This is a genomic window from Streptomyces sp. NPDC051105, from assembly GCF_040682795.1.
GTDB lineage: Bacteria > Actinomycetota > Actinomycetes > Streptomycetales > Streptomycetaceae > Streptomyces.
Genome location: NZ_JBFBBR010000018.1, coordinates 136,599 through 151,888 on the forward strand (window position 1 = coordinate 136,599; position 15,290 = coordinate 151,888).

General features: G+C 72.2%; 12 protein-coding genes. 4 read left to right on the forward strand and 8 right to left on the reverse strand.

Going from position 1 to position 15,290, the window contains the following annotated elements; all coding sequences use genetic code 11:
* Positions 1-7: 7 nt before the first annotated feature.
* Together AB0N16_RS34885 and AB0N16_RS34890 are read right to left on the reverse strand one after the other, a co-directional pair.
* The gene (locus AB0N16_RS34885) at positions 8-934 is read right to left on the reverse strand and encodes a hypothetical protein (protein WP_365803841.1); all 927 of its coding nucleotides are present in this window, start codon (positions 932-934) and stop codon (positions 8-10) included.
* 142 nt (positions 935-1,076) lie between these two features.
* Positions 1,077-2,126, reverse strand: coding sequence for a BadF/BadG/BcrA/BcrD ATPase family protein (locus AB0N16_RS34890; protein ID WP_365803843.1), 1,050 nt, complete (start codon positions 2,124-2,126; stop codon positions 1,077-1,079).
* 442 nt (positions 2,127-2,568) lie between these two features.
* Between AB0N16_RS34890 and AB0N16_RS34895 the strand changes: the two genes are divergently transcribed.
* Positions 2,569-3,246, forward strand: a complete 678-nt coding sequence (locus tag AB0N16_RS34895; RefSeq protein WP_365803845.1) for a uracil-DNA glycosylase — start codon at positions 2,569-2,571, stop codon at positions 3,244-3,246.
* 84 nt (positions 3,247-3,330) lie between these two features.
* On the opposite strand, the gene AB0N16_RS34900 is transcribed toward AB0N16_RS34895, so the two are convergent.
* From AB0N16_RS34900 to AB0N16_RS34920, 5 genes are read right to left on the reverse strand one after another with little or no spacing between them, the layout of a single operon-like run.
* Positions 3,331-4,584: an MFS transporter gene (locus AB0N16_RS34900; protein WP_365803848.1), complete on the reverse strand. Its 1,254-nt coding sequence runs from the start codon at positions 4,582-4,584 to the stop codon at positions 3,331-3,333.
* Positions 4,584-5,120, reverse strand: coding sequence for a GNAT family N-acetyltransferase (locus AB0N16_RS34905; RefSeq protein WP_365803850.1), 537 nt, complete (start codon positions 5,118-5,120; stop codon positions 4,584-4,586). Before AB0N16_RS34905 ends, AB0N16_RS34900 begins: the two co-directional genes overlap by 1 nt.
* Complete coding sequence (locus AB0N16_RS34910; RefSeq protein ID WP_365803852.1) at positions 5,117-6,274, reverse strand: type III PLP-dependent enzyme; 1,158 nt, start codon at positions 6,272-6,274, stop codon at positions 5,117-5,119. The genes AB0N16_RS34905 and AB0N16_RS34910 overlap by 4 nt, the downstream gene beginning before the upstream one ends.
* Before the next feature lie 8 nt (positions 6,275-6,282).
* Positions 6,283-7,602: a DUF6271 family protein gene (locus AB0N16_RS34915; protein WP_365803854.1), complete on the reverse strand. Its 1,320-nt coding sequence runs from the start codon at positions 7,600-7,602 to the stop codon at positions 6,283-6,285.
* Positions 7,584-8,684, reverse strand: coding sequence for a phytanoyl-CoA dioxygenase family protein (locus tag AB0N16_RS34920; RefSeq protein ID WP_365803856.1), 1,101 nt, complete (start codon positions 8,682-8,684; stop codon positions 7,584-7,586). The genes AB0N16_RS34915 and AB0N16_RS34920 overlap by 19 nt, the downstream gene beginning before the upstream one ends.
* Before the next feature lie 282 nt (positions 8,685-8,966).
* On the opposite strand from AB0N16_RS34920, the gene AB0N16_RS34925 reads away from it, so the two are divergent.
* From AB0N16_RS34925 to AB0N16_RS34935, 3 genes are all read left to right on the forward strand, one after another.
* Positions 8,967-10,478, forward strand: a complete 1,512-nt coding sequence (locus AB0N16_RS34925; protein WP_365803858.1) for a glycoside hydrolase family 3 protein — start codon at positions 8,967-8,969, stop codon at positions 10,476-10,478.
* Between the two features lie 273 nt (positions 10,479-10,751).
* The gene (locus tag AB0N16_RS34930) at positions 10,752-12,221 is read left to right on the forward strand and encodes a glycoside hydrolase family 76 protein (RefSeq protein ID WP_365803860.1); all 1,470 of its coding nucleotides are present in this window, start codon (positions 10,752-10,754) and stop codon (positions 12,219-12,221) included.
* Positions 12,222-12,559: 338 nt separating this feature from the next.
* Positions 12,560-13,153, forward strand: a complete 594-nt coding sequence (locus AB0N16_RS34935) for a hypothetical protein (protein WP_365803862.1) — start codon at positions 12,560-12,562, stop codon at positions 13,151-13,153.
* Between the two features lie 29 nt (positions 13,154-13,182).
* On the opposite strand, the gene AB0N16_RS34940 is transcribed toward AB0N16_RS34935, so the two are convergent.
* A complete protein-coding gene (locus AB0N16_RS34940) occupies positions 13,183-15,162 on the reverse strand; it encodes a HEAT repeat domain-containing protein (RefSeq protein ID WP_365803864.1) in 1,980 nt (659 codons plus the stop codon).
* Positions 15,163-15,290 lie beyond the last annotated feature (128 nt).

The following is a 15,290-nucleotide window of genomic DNA, read 5'->3' on the forward strand; positions in this document are numbered from 1 at the left end:
GCCAAGCTCAGCGCACCGGCGCACCCTGCGCCTGCTGGGGAGCGATCCCCAGCGCCGTCGTGTACTTGGCCAGCGCCAGCTTGCCGATCGCCGGATACGGCCCCAGCGGCTCGGCCGTGGCGCACCCCGCCTCCTCGGCGGCCGCCGCCAGCAGGCCCCCGTCGATCTCGGGACCGATCAGATACGGCGCCAGCGCCAGCTGCTGCGACCCCGAGCCCCGCAGCTGCTCCGCGACGGAGGAGATCGAACCCTCCTGGTCCAGCGCCGCGGCCATCACCGGCACGGCCAGGCGCGCGGCGAGCAGCATGCCGGTGATCCCGGCGGCCTGCACGGCCTCCTCGCCGCCCACAGAGGCGAGGATGATGCCGTCGGCGGCGGTCGCCACCGTGAACAGACGGGCACGGTCGGCGCGGGCCAGACCGGCCTCCGAGAGACGTACGTGCAGCGCCTCGGCGAGCAGCGGGTGCGGGCCGAGGACGTCGGTCAGGTCGGCGGCGACCCGGCTCTCCATGACGGCCTGGCGGACCTGGCGCAGCAACGCGCTGTCCGGGCCGGCCAGCAGCGGCACGACGACCGCGACCGGGCCGTCGGGCATCTTGACGCCCTCGGTGCCCGCGGCGACGGCCTGCTCGTAGCGGGCGGCGCGCTCCTCGGCGGCACGGGCGAGGACCGACTGGAGGGTGGGGAACTCCGCGTCGTCCCCGTCGAGGTACCCGATCCGGGCGTCCAGGCCGGGCAGCTCGGAGCGGGCGATGCTCACGACCTCCTCGGCGAGGCTGCGCGTGGCCGCGCTGGGCGTACCCGGCACGGCGAGGACGAGCGCGGGCGCGTCCTCGGGAGCCACCAGCGGCTCGGGTCGGCGGTGCCGCCCGGGCTGGCGAGGTCGCGGCATTCGTACTGGCAGGCCGGACGCGGGCCCAGTGGGGGAGCTCATGGCGACGCATGTTACTGGCTTATTGGGCTCCCCTGTTCGGGGAGGGTGCAGGTGAGCGGTATCCGTCCGGTTTTGTCTGATGAGTTACGCATGATTCGGAGGTGATCCCGTCACCTGTCGGACACTTCCTGCCCCAAGGGGATCAATCGCCTTTTGTATGTACTACGGAGAGCAGCTTTTCATCACTCGGCAGAGTGAGCCGACCCATGACCAGGTCACTCGCGACGCGTACCGCCCCGTGCAGGGGATCGCCCTCCGCCGGAACCTGCCGTGCCCGCGGCAGCAGAGTGGACAACTCCTCGGCCAGCGGTACCAGGAGCGGGTCGCCCAGCTTGAATAGGCCACCGGTGAGGGCGACTCGGGGCTCGCCGGCCGTCGGGCAGACGGCGACGGCCGACTCGGCCATGTGCCGGGCCGCCGCGCGCAGGATCCCGGCCGCGACCGGGTCGTGTGCGGCGCAGTCCGCGACCCGCGGGGCGAAGGAGGCCAGTACGGCGGGCCGGTCGGCGCGCGGATAGAGCTGCCCGGGCAGCCCGGCCGGCGGCCCGAACCGTTCCTCGGCGCACGCCAGCAGCGCGGCCGAGCCGCCGTCGCGTCCGTCGAAGGCGCGCAGCGCCGCCTCCAGGCCCGCCCGGCCGATCCAGGCGCCACCGCCGCAGTCGCCCAGCAGATGCCCCCAGCCGTCCGCCCGCCGCCACCCGGTCAGATCGGTGCCGATCGCGATCAGCCCCGTACCGGCGGCGATCACCGCGCCCGGGCGCGGGCCCAGGGCGCCGACGTACGCCGTCACGGCGTCGGCGGCCAGGGCGACCGTCCGCACGCCGAGTTCGCGGGCCAGCGCGTCCGGCAGTTCGGCCCGCAGGGCGTCGCCGAGGCTGGCCAGCCCGGTGGCGCCGACGACGACCGTCCGCACCCCGTCCAGCCTGTATTCGCCGATCAACGCCCGCGCCATGGGCAGGAGTTGCTCCAGCAGATGTCCGGGGTCGATGCCCCGCGTCCCGGTGCGCACCGGCTCCCGGGACTCTCGCGGCACCGACGGCTCCCGCCCCGGCACGCCTACGACGGCCCGCAGCCCGGAGCCCCCGGAGTCGACGGCGAGAAACCCGTGCCCGAGGCCCGCGGAGCCCCCGCGGTCGCGGGGGCCGCCGGCGAGATCCTGCAGGCCGTGCGCCTCGCCGCCCCCTCCGCTCATCGCGGACACCTCATGGCGGACGCCGGTCCGCCGGCATGGCCGAGGGCTGCGCGGACGCCACCGTCGGCAACCGGCCGAGGAGTGGACGGAGGGCGCGGGCGTCGGGGCCGCAGGATGCTCTGCCGGGGCCCGGGGGTGAGGTCGCCGGTTGCGGGCCGGGACCGGCCCACATCGGTGTCCGGCTCCCGGAGGATGTCGGGTGCGGGAGTCTTGGGATCCGGGCATCGGCGCCGAGGGGCCGGTGAGGCCTGACGGCCAGGGCGGAGTCGCTTGATCACTGGACGCAACGGGTTCCCCTCCTCCCCGCTGACCGACGGCGCGGTCCGCTGGACCGGCTCGATGACCTTGACGAGGAGGAAGAGTAGCGCCGAGGGCGGCGTCCGTGCGTGCGGGCTTCCCTGGCTGTGCGGAACCCCGGTGTGTGCCAGTAGGGTGACGCGCTGTGGCACCACGACCCTTGCATGAACTTGTTGAAGCAGGCTGGGCGAAGGCTCTTGAACCTGTGGCCGAACGTATCGCCGCGATGGGGAACTTCCTGCGGGCCGAGGTAGCGGCCGGCCGGACCTATCTTCCGTCCGGAGCGAATGTCCTGCGGGCCTTCCAGCAGCCTTTCGACGACGTTCGTGTCCTGATCGTCGGTCAGGACCCGTATCCCACGCCGGGAATGGCCATCGGGCTGAGTTTCGCGGTCTCGCCCGAGGTGCGTTCGTTGCCGGGCAGCCTGGAGAACATCTTCCGGGAGCTGAACACCGACCTGGGGCTGCCCAGGCCGTCGAACGGCGACCTCACCCCTTGGACCCAGCAGGGGGTGCTCTTGCTGAACAGGGCACTCACCACCGCTCCGCGCAGTCCGGCGGCGCACCGAGGCAAGGGCTGGGAGGAGGTCACCGAGCAGGCCATCCGGGCGCTGGCGGCGCGTGGCAAGCCGCTGGTGTCCATCCTCTGGGGACGTGACGCGCGTAATCTGCGGCCCTTGCTGGGGGACCTGCCGGCGATCGAGTCCGCTCATCCCTCGCCGATGTCGGCGGACCGCGGGTTCTTCGGCTCGCGCCCGTTCAGCCGCGCCAACGACCTGCTCGTGCGGCAAGGGGGCCAGCCCGTGGAGTGGCGTCTGCCGTGAGCCGCGGCGCGTGCGACGGCTCGGACGACGGCCGCGGCCGAGCCGGCCCGGAAGACGGTGTCCGATGACGCGGCCGTCGGTCAGTCAGCTGCCGCTCGTCAGCCGCTGGTCAGCCGCTGCCGGTAGGCCCGCGGCCGACGTCCAGCGGATCTGCGTGCTGGCCAGCGTGACCACGAGCGCCGCTGCCGCGACGACCGCCAGTCCCCACACCAGGCTGCTCGAGTTGGCCACGAACCCGATGAGCGGTGGCCCGGCCAGCAGGCCCGTCGTGCCCGTCGCGGCGACCAGGGCCAGCGCCTCCGAGCCCTGTTTCGCCGCGGCCACGTAGACGCACGGGGTCACGGCCGCACAGCCCAGCCCGACGCAGGCGAACCCGATGAGGGCCGCCGTCACGCCGCCGCTCACCAGGGCGAAGGCCAGTCCGGCGGCGGCCAGCGCGCTGCCCGACAGGACGACCCGCCCGTCGCCCCAGCGGGTGCGCCAGCCATCGGCGAAGAGGCGGGCCACCACCATCATGCCCGACACCACGGCGATGCCCGCCGGCGCCAACTCCGCCGAGGCGTTGGCGACTTCCCTCAGGTAGAGAGCGGACCAGTCGTTCATGGCGCCCTCGGTCACGGTGCCGAACGCCATGGCGCAGCACATCCAGAGCGTCATGCGGGACGGCAGGCTCCAGCCGCCGCTCTTCCGCTCCTTGGCGGGCTTCTCGCCGGCGGAGGCGGAGGCGTCGGAGTCGGAGTCGGCGGAAGCGGACGCGGCGGACGCGTCTTCGTCGAGCAGACCGGGGCGCGCCACGGCGGCCAGCAGCACGAGCAGCACGGCGGCCACACCGAAGTGCACCGCCACCGACGAGGTCGCCGCGTTCATGCCGGAGGCGAGGAGAGCCGCGAGCAGGGAGCCGGCGCTGAACGTCGCGTGCAGTCTGGCCATGGCGTTGCGCTCGTACCTGGTCTCCAGGGCCGCTCCCTGCGCGTTCATGGCCACGTTCAGGCAGCCCACGAACACCCCGTCGGCCACCATCACCAGCAGGGCGACGGGATAGTCAGGCGCCGCGGCAAGTGCGACGAGCAGCACGGTCAGACAGAGGGCCGACAGCAGCGCCAGCCGTGCCGAGCCCAGCCTTCTCGTGAGCACCGGCACCAGCGGGAACGACGCCACGGCACCTATGCCCGCGGCCATCAGCAGTACCCCCACCTCGGCCGCGGTCAGACCGAGGTCCGCCTTGAGGGCGGGAATCCGCGAGGCCCAGGTCGCGTACTGGAAGCCGAGCGAACAGAACAGTGCGGCGATGGCCAACTGGGCACGGTGGAAGGGATCATGGACACGGAACACGCACATCAACTCGCTTGGTCGACTCGGCCGTCGCCTCGGGCGTGGAGACGGGACATGTAGACGGCGTCGGCGCCGTAACCGTCCGGGGAGATCCCCGGGTGCGGGGTGAATCCGCGCGCCGACCAGAACGGCTCGCTGTGGCCGACGGCGATCAGCGAGATCCGCTCGAACCCGCGCGAACCGGCGGTCAGGAGCAGGTGGTTCAGGAGACGCCGGCCCAGTCCCCTGCCGCGCAGCCGCTCCGTGACGACGATGTCGTGCAGATGCAGATTGCGCGCGGAGCGCGCGGGGAGCGCAGCCGGCTCCGTACCTGCGAGCTCGGGATATCCGAAGGACGGATACGGCAGTGCCAGGAGGTATCCGGCCGGCCGTGAGCCGACGTCCAGGACGAAACAGGTGTCCGGCGAGGCGTCCGCCCGGGACCGCAGCGCCGCGCGCCCCTCGGACAGGCCGAGTGCCGTGTAGGCGCGGGACTCCAGAGCGACGATGGTGTCCCAGTCGGCGTCGGTGATGTGGCGTATGTGTACGTGGTCGCCGCTCATGGTCGTCCCCCGCCCGTGCAGACGTAGGGGAGCGGGTCGAAGCCGTTGAACCCCTGGGTCGTGTAGCTGATCGCGTAGGCGCCGCTGGACAGCACCCAGACCGGATCGCCCGACGCCAGATCAGCGGGGACCTGCACGAGACCGTGCTCATGGGGGTAGGCGTCGTCGCTGTCGCAGGTGGGACCCGCGACGACGGCCGGGACGGACTCGGCGTCAGGATGCGTGGGGAAGGCGAGCCGGTACTGCAACGCGTCCATCTCGTACAGGCCGTTGAACTTGCCGCAGCTCAGGTAGAGCCAGTACTGGGGCTCGCCGTCGGGTCGGCGCCGCTTCGACAGCCTGGCCACATGGGCCCGGATGACCCCGTGGTCGGCGACGAGGTGGCGGCCCGGCTCCATGACGAACGCGAGGTGTTCGCCGTGGACGTTCCTGAGGTGGCGCATGCCCTCGCGGATCACAGCGAAGATCTTGTCCAGCGGGGGGTCCAGCGGCGTGCCGTACCGGTCGAGGTATCCGAGGGCCGGCAGGCCGCCGCCGAGGTTGACATGGTCCAGCAGGATTCCGCGCCGGCCCAGGGCGGCCAGGACGTCGGCCAGACGCTCGACGGCACTGTGCCAGGCGTCCGCCGTCATCTGCTGGGAGCCGACGTGCACGGACAGCCCGGAGGGGGTCAGCCCCTTCTCCCGTGCCGCCGCGAGGATCCGCACCGCGTCCGCGGGCGTGCAGCCGAACTTGTCGCTGAGCCCCCACAGCGCCCCTTCACCGCCGGTCGCGAGCCTGACGAACACCCGGGATCCCGGAGCGTGGACCGCGATGGCCGCCATGTCCTCCAGGCTGTCGGTGGCGAAGTCCCGGACCCCGAGCCGGTGGGCGTCGGCGATGTCCCGGTCCGACTTGACGGTGTTGCCGTAGTGCATCCGGTCGACCGGCACGCCCACGCGCAGCGCCTGCTCCAGCTCGCGGGGGCTTGCCGCGTCGACTCCGGCGCCCTTCCCGGCGAGGCACCCGATCACCTCGTCCACCGGGCAGGCCTTCATGGCGAAACGGACGTCGATGCCGGGCAGTTCATGCCGCAGCCGGTCGTAGCCGTCCTCGATTCCGGTCAGGTCGAAGACGATCCGGTCCTCGGTGGAGCCTTCCAGTACGGTGATCACGGGTGGTCTCACCGCTGCTGCCCGGGCGTCTCGGGTACGGAGGTGAGCCTCGCCGCACGCACCAGCGGCTCCCACGCCTCCGTCAGCAGGGCGAAGTCCTCGATGTCGCCGCGGGCCTCGTCGAGGAGCCGTTCGCGACGCTGCCACAGGAGGTCGGCGAACTCGGCGTATCTGCCGCCCAGTTTCCGGTAGGCCGAGTCGAGGACGTCCAGCCTGCGGACGTTCGCGCCCGGGTCCAGCCGGGCGCTCTCCCGTGCCAGCCGGGCCACGGCGGACGCGCGCACCTGCCCCTGGTCGTCGAGCAGCCGCCCACCCGCGCGGGCCATCTCGGCGTAGATGAAGTTGAAGTAGAGCATGGACAGCAGGAACTTGACGAAGCGCAGCTGGTACGCGATCAGGCCGGAGTCGGTCCTGCGCTCACCGGTGTAGAAGTTGACGATGTTCCGGTTGTGCAGGACGCCCGGCAGCGCGGCGTCGTGGACCAGGTGGATCAGGAAGTAGTCGCTGCCGATCGTGTCGGTCGCAGGCGGCAACGGCACGCGCTCGTGTACTCCGTGAAAGCTGATGTTGCACATGTCCACGCGCATGGGATCGACCAGGGCCAGTGTGGAGTGATCCGTGGTGAACGCGTCCGAGCCCGCGCCTCGGAAGGACTCGTCGACGAGCTGTCTCCGCTGCTCGTCGGACCAGTGGGCGGGCGCCCACAGACCGACCACGTCGTGGTAGACGGCGGGGTCGATCCGGAGCATCTCCCCGATGTCCACGGACAGTTCGCCCACGAACGAGCTGCCCACCATCGCGACCCGCTTGTCCATGTGGTCGACGGCCAGTGCGTTCTCGGAGACTTCGGGCGCGGCGTCGGCCGCGCGCCTGCCGAGTGACAGGAGTTCGTGATGGACGGGGAAAACGTTGTCTCCGGCCACGGCCTGGTAGCGGCTGTCGGAGTCCCTGCGGTGGACGGACTCGCATCCGAGCGCGGCGGCGATGAGGAACGCGCGGTTGGTGCAGGCTCCGTAGGAGACCGCGGCCGGGAGCATCAGGTCCAGCAGCAGATCGGGCTTCATGACCGCGGCCCGGTCGATCACCCGCCGGAGAAAGTCCCGCTGCCGGTCCTCGTCGAGATGGTGTACGACGATCCGCGGATCGTCCGGGATGCGGCGCACCGCCGCGGCGTGTTCCGCGCGGACCGGTGCCGTGCAGGAGTCCAGGATCAGCACATGCACCTCGGTGTCGAAGTGCTCGGCCGCGTAGGCCGCTTCCTCGGCCACGGCGGCGATCGTCGCGGAGCACGGCCGGTTGGTGGGCAGGGTCAGACAGATTCGGCGCATGTCTCTTCTCCGGCCGGTATCTCTTCAGTGACCGCCTCGACCGCCTCGACCGCCTCGTAGGGGTCCGTCCCGCTCCAGGACGTCCGGCCCAGCAACTTGGACCCCAGATCGGTGAGGTCGGCCCTGCCGTACCGCAAGGACTCGTGTCGGGTGGCGTCGCCGAGGAGTGTCGCGTTCCAGTCCGGCGTACCGAGCGTTCGCCATGACTCGACCCGGGAGCGCCTGAGCGTCTCGTGGGACTCCAGCGCCGGCATCATCGAGAGGTACTGGGCCGCGCGCACCGCGCCGTCGGAGGTGTTGGGCGCCACGCCGTGCGCCAGCAGACCGTTGAAGATCAGCAGATCACCGGCCCCGAGTTCCGGCCGGACCACGGGGAACTCCGTACGGTCGATCCTGGGCCGGATCGGGTCGCGGTCCTCGGGCTGGAACGCCTTCCACTGGTCGAAACGCTTGAACAGCTCGGGACAGCACTGGAAGCCGCCGAGTTCCGGACGGGTGTCGGTGAGGGCGATGATCCCCTGGACCCGCTGCGGCAGCACGCCGAGGGTGGTGTCGACATCCCAGTGGAGCTCGATGTCGAACCCCTCCTGTGTGCTCGGGATCAGCGCCCGGTCGCGGTTCCTGATGTTCGGCGGGTTCAGGTTGAGCCGGTCGAGCGTGACCCACAGCTCTTCGCAGTCCCACACGTCGACGAACGCGTCGTAGACGCGCTGCGTCTGGCGGCTGTCCCACAGGAGCTGATGGTGGTAGGCCTCGACGAAGCCGTAGATGTGCAGCTCCCGGTCCAGGTCCGAGCGGTAGGCGCGCTCCTCGTACCAGGTCTCCGGACGATCGGGGTCGAGACCCTGGAACTCCCAGGCGAAGTCCAGCAGCCGGCGGGCCGACGAGGCGGGGATCGCTTCCTTCACCACGACGTATCCGTAGGTCTGCCAGAAGGCGAAGTCCTCCTCGGAGAGGACTCGGAGGGGGCGGGTCTTCTGCAGGTCCCGCAGGGGTGTCTGGGCGAGATAGGTCTCGCCGTCCGAACTGAAGTAGGGGAGGTGGGACGGGGCTCGATGGAGATAACGGTCAGTCGTGGGCATGCGGTGCTCCAGACCTCGATCTCAGATGGCGGCGACCCCGACCGGGTCGCCAGATGCGCGGAGCGAGGGCGGTGGTCGTTCCCGCAGGATCACTGCACCACGTGACACACCAGCCCCGGTGCGAACTCGCGCAGCCCTAACTTGGACTAGACCAACTCGTCATGTCAAACATGGCAGTTGAGGGCGTGTTTTCGTCAAGAAGGCGGAAATCGAACCCACTTGACACGGGCGGTTAGCCTGAGCGGAGGCTCATTGGTCTGTACCAACAGAAGGGCGCACTCGATGGTCTCCAGCACACACGGCAAGGACTTGCGACGGCTTGCGCTCTCCGTCCTGCAGCCGGGGTTCGTGGGCACCGACGCGCCGGACTGGGTGCTGCGCGACATCGGTGACGGGCTGGCCTCGGTCGTGCTCTTCGCCCGGAACATCGTCTCGGTCGACCAGGTCGCCCGGCTGACCGCTCGACTACGTGCGGAGAACCCCGAGTTGGTCATCGCGATCGACGAGGAGGCGGGCGACGTCACCCGGATCGAGTCCGCGACCGGCTCCACCCGGCCCGGCAACTTCGCCCTCGGCACCGTCGACGACACCGACCTCACCCAGGCCGTCGCCGCCGACCTGGGCCGTCAGCTGCGCGCCGCCGGCATCAGCCTCGACTACGCGCCCAGCGCCGACGTCAACTCCAACCCCGACAACCCGATCATCGGGGTCCGGTCCTTCGGTGTCGACCCGAAGGTGGTGTCCCGGCACACCGGCGCATGGATCCGGGGGCTCCAGTCGGCCGGGGTCGCCGCCTGCGCCAAGCACTTCCCCGGCCACGGTGACGTAGCCGTCGACTCCCACCACGGCCTGCCCACCTACGGCGCCGACCGCGAACAGATCGCCGCCCAGGCCCTGCCGCCGTTCCGCGCCGCCCTGGAGGCCGGCGTGCGCGCGGTGATGACCGGTCATCTGCTGGTCCCCGCCTACGACACCGATCTGCCCGCCACGCTCAGCCGGCGCATCCTGGACGGCCTGCTCCGTCAGGAACTCGGGTTCGACGGCATGGTCGTCACCGACGCCATCGAGATGGGTGCCGTCGCCGACCGTTACGGCATCGGCGGGGCCACGGTGCGAGCCGTCGCCGCCGGTGCCGACGCCGTCTGTGTCGGCGGCGAGAACGCCGAGGAGGCCACTGTCGGCGTGCTCGCCGACGCCCTGGTCGACGCCGTCGCCTCCGGGGACCTCACCGAGGCGCGGCTCGCCGAGGCGAGCGGTCGGGTGCGGGAGTTCGCGGCCTGGTCGGCAGGCCTGAGCCCGGCTCGCCCCGCCGACACGAACGGCAGCCGCATCGGCTTCGCGGCCGCCCGCCGGGCCATCCGGCTGACCGGCGCCGTGCAGGACACGGTCCCCCTGTCCGCCGCACCGCACGTGGTGGAGCTGGTGCCTACCACCAACCTGGCCATCGGCAAGGAGACCCCCTGGGGCGTCGCCGCCCCGCTGATCGAGCGACTGCCCGGAACGACGTCCGTCCGGGTGTGCCACGAGGACCTGCGGTCACATACCGCCACCCTGGAGACGCACGCCCTGGCACCGGCCGGGGGCCGCCCCCTGGTCGTGGTCGTCAGGGACGCCTCCCGGCACGGGTGGATGGCGCGCGCCCTCGCCGAGATCGTCGCCGCTCGTCCCGATGCGATCGTCGTGGAGATGGGCCTGCCGGGCGCCCCTGTCCCCGCGGCCGCCCAGATCTTCACCCACGGTGCCACCGCCGCCTCCGGAGTGGCCGCCGCGGAAGTCCTGGCGGGGGTCCGCTAGTGCTGTGACCGGGAAGGTTTGGCGGGAAGCTCGCGGCGTCCGGTGCGGTGCGTCGCAAGGCGGAGCATCACCCGCGTACGGGATGTACTCGGGTGGTGCGACAACGCGGTGAGGTGCCGTGCCGGGCGTCGCGAGCCGATGAACCTTTCCGGTCGCAGCGCTAGCGACCGGCGCGATCCAACCTCCGCACCCGCACGCGACGTTGACGCACCCGCGGCTCTTTCCTACCTTCTGGGAGCGCTCTCACATCCGTCGCCAGAGCAGGCAGGTCCCATGACCCCCCTACCGAGACCAAGAAGTCGCCGCCTTCCCCGAGTCGCCGCCGCACTCGTCCCGGCGCTGCTCGCCGTCCTCGTCCCCCTCGCACCCCCGGCGTCCGCCGCCGGCACCATCTGCAACACGTACTGCGACACCCGCGACCCCGCCCTCTCCCCGGGCGACCGCGCACCGGTCACGGCGAGCATCTACTCACGGTCCGTCGTGCTGCACTTCGACGACGCCGACGCCATGGGCTGGGCGTCCATCGACAACGGCAACCCGGGAGACGAGGTGTGGCTCGACCGCTCCTTCGACGGCGGCCGCACCTGGAGTTCGGGCAGCAGACTCGGCGACACCAGCGTGCCCGCGGGCCGACGCGGCTGGCGAACCCTGATGTACAACGTCGACGACTGGAACAACCTCGGCGTCGGCGCCCTGCGCGCCTGCGGCAAGGCCGGGGACCGTGCCGAGATCGCCTGCACTCCCTGGGCCCGCATCACCTGGAACGCGGGCGAGCCGCGCACCGCGGCGGCCACCGGCCTGATGACCTTCTACGACTATGGAACCGGCCTGTTCGACACCACCGGCTGGTGGAACTCCGCGAACGCCCTGACCGCGGTCATCGACAACATTCGCGTGACGGGCATGGGCAGTTACCGGTACGCCGTCGCCCGTACCTACGACCTGAACATCAACGCGCAGGGCGGGCGGTTCCGCAACGACTACCTCGACGACACCGGCTGGTGGGGCCTGGCCTGGGTGGCCGCGTACGACCTGACCGGCGACAGCCGCTATCTGGACACGGCCCGCGCGGACGCCGACCACATGGCCGCCTACTGGGACGGCACCTGCGGCGGCGGAGTGTGGTGGAGCACGGCGAAGACCTACAAGAACGCGATTGCCAACTCCCTCTACATCCAGCTCAACGCCGCCCTGCACAACCGGGTCCCGGGCGACACGACGTACCTCGGCCGGGCCCGGGCCGGCTGGACCTGGTTCCAGGGCAGCGGCATGATCAACGGCTCGCACCTGGTCAACGACGGCATCGACCTGTCCACCTGCGGCAACAACGGCCAGGCCGTCTGGTCGTACAACCAGGGCGTCCTCCTCGGCGCCTTGGCCGAGCTGTACCGGGCCACCGGCGACGGCGGACTGCTCACCCGCGCACGGCAGATCGCCGACGCCGCCACCACGACCTCCCTGCTCCACACCTCCGACGGCATCCTGCGCGATCCGTGCGAGAGCGGCGACTGCGGAGGCGACGGCCCGTCCTTCAAGGGCGCCCACGTGCGCGGCCTCGCCAAGCTCAACTCCGTGCTCCCGGACCACCCGTACACCGCCTACCTCGAACGTCAGGCGGAACGCGCCCGCGGGAGCGACCGCAACGCCCTCGACCAGTACGGGCTGCGCTGGTACGGCCCGCTCGACCAGGTGGACGCCGCCCGTCAGCAGAGCGCCCTCGACCTCCTCGACGCCGCGTCGTGACCGGCCGACAACGTTTTCCAGCTCGGCGACCGGCCGGCCAGGGCCATCGCCCGGCCGGCCCGGTCGTCCCGCCGCCGTCCCGCACGACGTCTTGGGCGCGACCGGCCCTCGGATATCGGCCAGTGCGCACCCGCCAGCGGCCTCTCCACCTGTTCGTGTTCGCAGGTCGGTGCCGTTGTGTCGGCCCGGTCGAACAGGGTGACGGGACTCGTTCCGGAAGACGCCTGCGCGAGCGGGGTCAGTCGTGCGACCGTCGACGTGGAGGTTCGCCGTGAGCAACGGGGCGGCCTCTCCCGTATGGGAGGGCGGTCCGGGCTGTCCGTGCGCGCGTGAGGAGGATGCCTTTGAAGGCGTTCCGTGGTCCGAAGGTCTGGTTCTGGCGCTGGCGGCGCAACCCGCTGAAGCGTCGCGCCGACACACTGGAGGCCTGGGTGCTGCTCGGCGCCTGGCTGTTCACCTTGCTGGCCGGGGTGCTCGGCGGGCTCGCGGCGGCCCGGTCGGTCGAGGACGGTCTGGCCCGCGAGCGCGCCGAATGGCACCCGGTCGTGGCCCATGTCATGGACAGGGCCCCAGGAGGGTCCGGACCGAAGTCCGAGTCCTCCGGCCGCGAACGGGTCTGGGCGAGGGTGGGCTGGACCGTCGCCGACGGTTCCGGGCACACCGGCCAGGCCCGGGTGGCGGCCGGCAGCAAGGCCGGCGCTCCGGTCACCGTCTGGACGGACTCCCAGGGGCATCTCGTCACCCGTCCCGTCACCGCGTCCGAGGCCCACTTCCGCTCCGCGCTGATCGGCGGTCTGGTCGGACTGAGCACCGCCGCCGTCCCCTTCGTCGCCGGGCTCGTGGTGCGCGGCCGGCTGGAGCGGCGGCGGATGGACCGCTGGGACGCGGAGTGGTCGCGGCTCGGGCCTCAGTGGGGCCGCACGACCGGCTAGGCCTCGCCCGCCCCTCGGGGTTGCCGAGGTCACTGACTCGCCAGCGCCCTCCGGCAGTTGGCGAGCAGTCGCTCGTCCTGGGCGATGTCGTGACTGCCGTACCCGCCCGGCCGTGCCGTGTGCCGTCGGGCGGTGGCGAGTTCGGCAGTCAGCAGGTCGCGCAGCGGTGCGCCCACCGGGCCCATCAGGGCCAGGCACTCGGCGACCGTGCCGCGGGCGTACGGATTCTCCGACCAGGCGGCCCGCAGCACCGGCAGCACGGGATCCGGATCCCCGTCGATTTGCCACCACGCCTGCGCCGCCGCGGTCCGTTCCCGCACCCGGCCGGATCCGGCCAGCGCGCGCAGCCCGGGCAGTGCGTCCCGGGCTGCGGCCCCGAGCCGCCCCAGCAGCTCGGCCGCCGTCCGGGCAGTGCGGTTGCGGCCGTGCGTCAACTCCCGCAGTAGTGTGGGGAGTACGGCATCCACGTCGCCCTCCGCGGACCACAGGGCCCCCGCCGCCAGGGCCGCGTGCCGGGTGTCGAGGAGCCCGCGCAGGACCGGCGCCGCAGCCCGGGACGCCGTACCCAGGGCGTCGAGTGCCCGCACCGCCTGCCCGACGAGGGCCTCCCGCGCCCCGAGTCCGTCCGGTGCGCCGCGCAGCAGCCGCAGCACCTCCGGTACCGCCGCCGGGTCCTTGAGGGCGGTGAGCGCCGCCAGCAGCGGAGCGGCCAGCTCGGCGGCCTCGGGGGAGTCCAGCGGAATCTGACCGAGCCGGTGCCGCAGCGCGGGGGCGAGCGGAGCCGCCGCCGGGCCCAGATGGACCACCTCGAAGCCCAGGCCGGCGGGCACCACCGGGCCCGCCAGCAACTGCCCCAGGGCCGGGACCGCGCGCGGGTCACCGCTTCTGGCCAGTCCCTTGAGCGGGCCGCCCAGCGAGGGTCTGCCGCGTTCCCAGGTGTGCACCCACAGGTCGGGCCGCGCGGTCACCAGCGCGTGCAACTCGTCGGCGGCGGGTGCGGCCAGTCCGAACAGCTCCGCGAGCACCGAGACGGCCGCGTCGCGCAACTGGTCCTCCAGCCTCCCCAGTTGGGCGCCGATCAGCGAGACGGGCGCGCTGAAGTCCGCCCGCCACTCCCGGAACAGCCCGGCCGACATCCGCACCGCGTTGCACCGGTCCATCGCGTCCGGACTGCTCAACTGGCCCACGAGCAGGGCGATCCGGTCGGCAACCCGGTCGTCCAGCGCCCGGTGGAGGGTGCGTAGCAGATACGCGCCGCCCTCGTCCGACGGCCGCAGCCGCCGTATCCGGCCGACGAGCGTGTCCGGGGCCACCCGGTCGGGACCCAGGGCGCGCCGCTCGGACCGCTCCCGGAGCAACCGGACCGCCGTCGGCACCAGATCGGCGGGCAGCCGCTCCGGCGCGCCGAGGGCCAGCTGACCGAGCGCGGCGAGCCGCATCCCCGGGGAGTACGGCGGTCCGCTCTGCGCGGCCAGCAGTTCCACCGCCCCGGCCGCGTCGGCGGGATGGCGCCGTACGAACAGGCCGAGGGCCGCGGCCAGGGTCGGCAGCACCTGCTCGTCGCGCTCCACCGTGATCCGCCGGCGCAGCAGCTCCAGCACCCGCGCGGGTTCGTCGAGGAATCGCACCAGTGCCCCCGTGGCCGCCCGCCGCACCCCGGGGCACGGGTCGTCGGCCAGCGGCACGAAGGCCTCGGCACCCGCGCGCACCGCGGCCTGAGCGGGCGGACCGGCGCTCTCCGCCCCGATGCTGACCAGCAGTTCGACTATGGCGCCCCGGTCCGGCACCTCCGCGCGGGAAGCGAGCGCGAAGAGGAAGGGGACGCAGGCGAGCGTCGAGTCGTACACGTTCCCCTGGTGGTGCACCGAGCCGTACATCCCGTCGAGCGCGACCTCCCGTTCGGCCGCGTCCGCCGAGGCCAGTCCGCGCAGCAGACCGGGCACGTCCTCCGCGCTGCCGTACGCGTGCCGCAGCGAGGCCCAGTCGACCTCGTCGATCCCCGTGAACACGTTGTCCTCCCCAGGCGAGTACCACCTGATCAGGAGTCTGCACCACGGCACTGACAACGATGCGGAATCGGACGACGACTGTGTGCGATCCGTCGACGGTCACCGGCCAACGGCGCCCCGTGGAGGGA

Excerpts from the sequence above, each read along its gene's own strand:
- AB0N16_RS34935 (WP_365803862.1), top strand. The coding sequence starts at position 12,560 with ATGCCTTTGAAGGCGTTCCGTGGTCCGAAGGTCTGGTTCTGGCGCTGG.
- AB0N16_RS34915 (WP_365803854.1), bottom strand. The coding sequence starts at position 7,602 with ATGCGCCGAATCTGTCTGACCCTGCCCACCAACCGGCCGTGCTCCGCG.
- AB0N16_RS34925 (WP_365803858.1), top strand. The coding sequence starts at position 8,967 with ATGGTCTCCAGCACACACGGCAAGGACTTGCGACGGCTTGCGCTCTCC.
- AB0N16_RS34900 (WP_365803848.1), bottom strand. The coding sequence starts at position 4,584 with ATGTGCGTGTTCCGTGTCCATGATCCCTTCCACCGTGCCCAGTTGGCC.
- AB0N16_RS34885 (WP_365803841.1), bottom strand. The coding sequence starts at position 934 with ATGAGCTCCCCCACTGGGCCCGCGTCCGGCCTGCCAGTACGAATGCCG.
- AB0N16_RS34930 (WP_365803860.1), top strand. The coding sequence starts at position 10,752 with ATGACCCCCCTACCGAGACCAAGAAGTCGCCGCCTTCCCCGAGTCGCC.
- AB0N16_RS34890 (WP_365803843.1), bottom strand. The coding sequence starts at position 2,126 with ATGAGCGGAGGGGGCGGCGAGGCGCACGGCCTGCAGGATCTCGCCGGC.
- AB0N16_RS34905 (WP_365803850.1), bottom strand. The coding sequence starts at position 5,120 with ATGAGCGGCGACCACGTACACATACGCCACATCACCGACGCCGACTGG.
- AB0N16_RS34920 (WP_365803856.1), bottom strand. The coding sequence starts at position 8,684 with ATGCCCACGACTGACCGTTATCTCCATCGAGCCCCGTCCCACCTCCCC.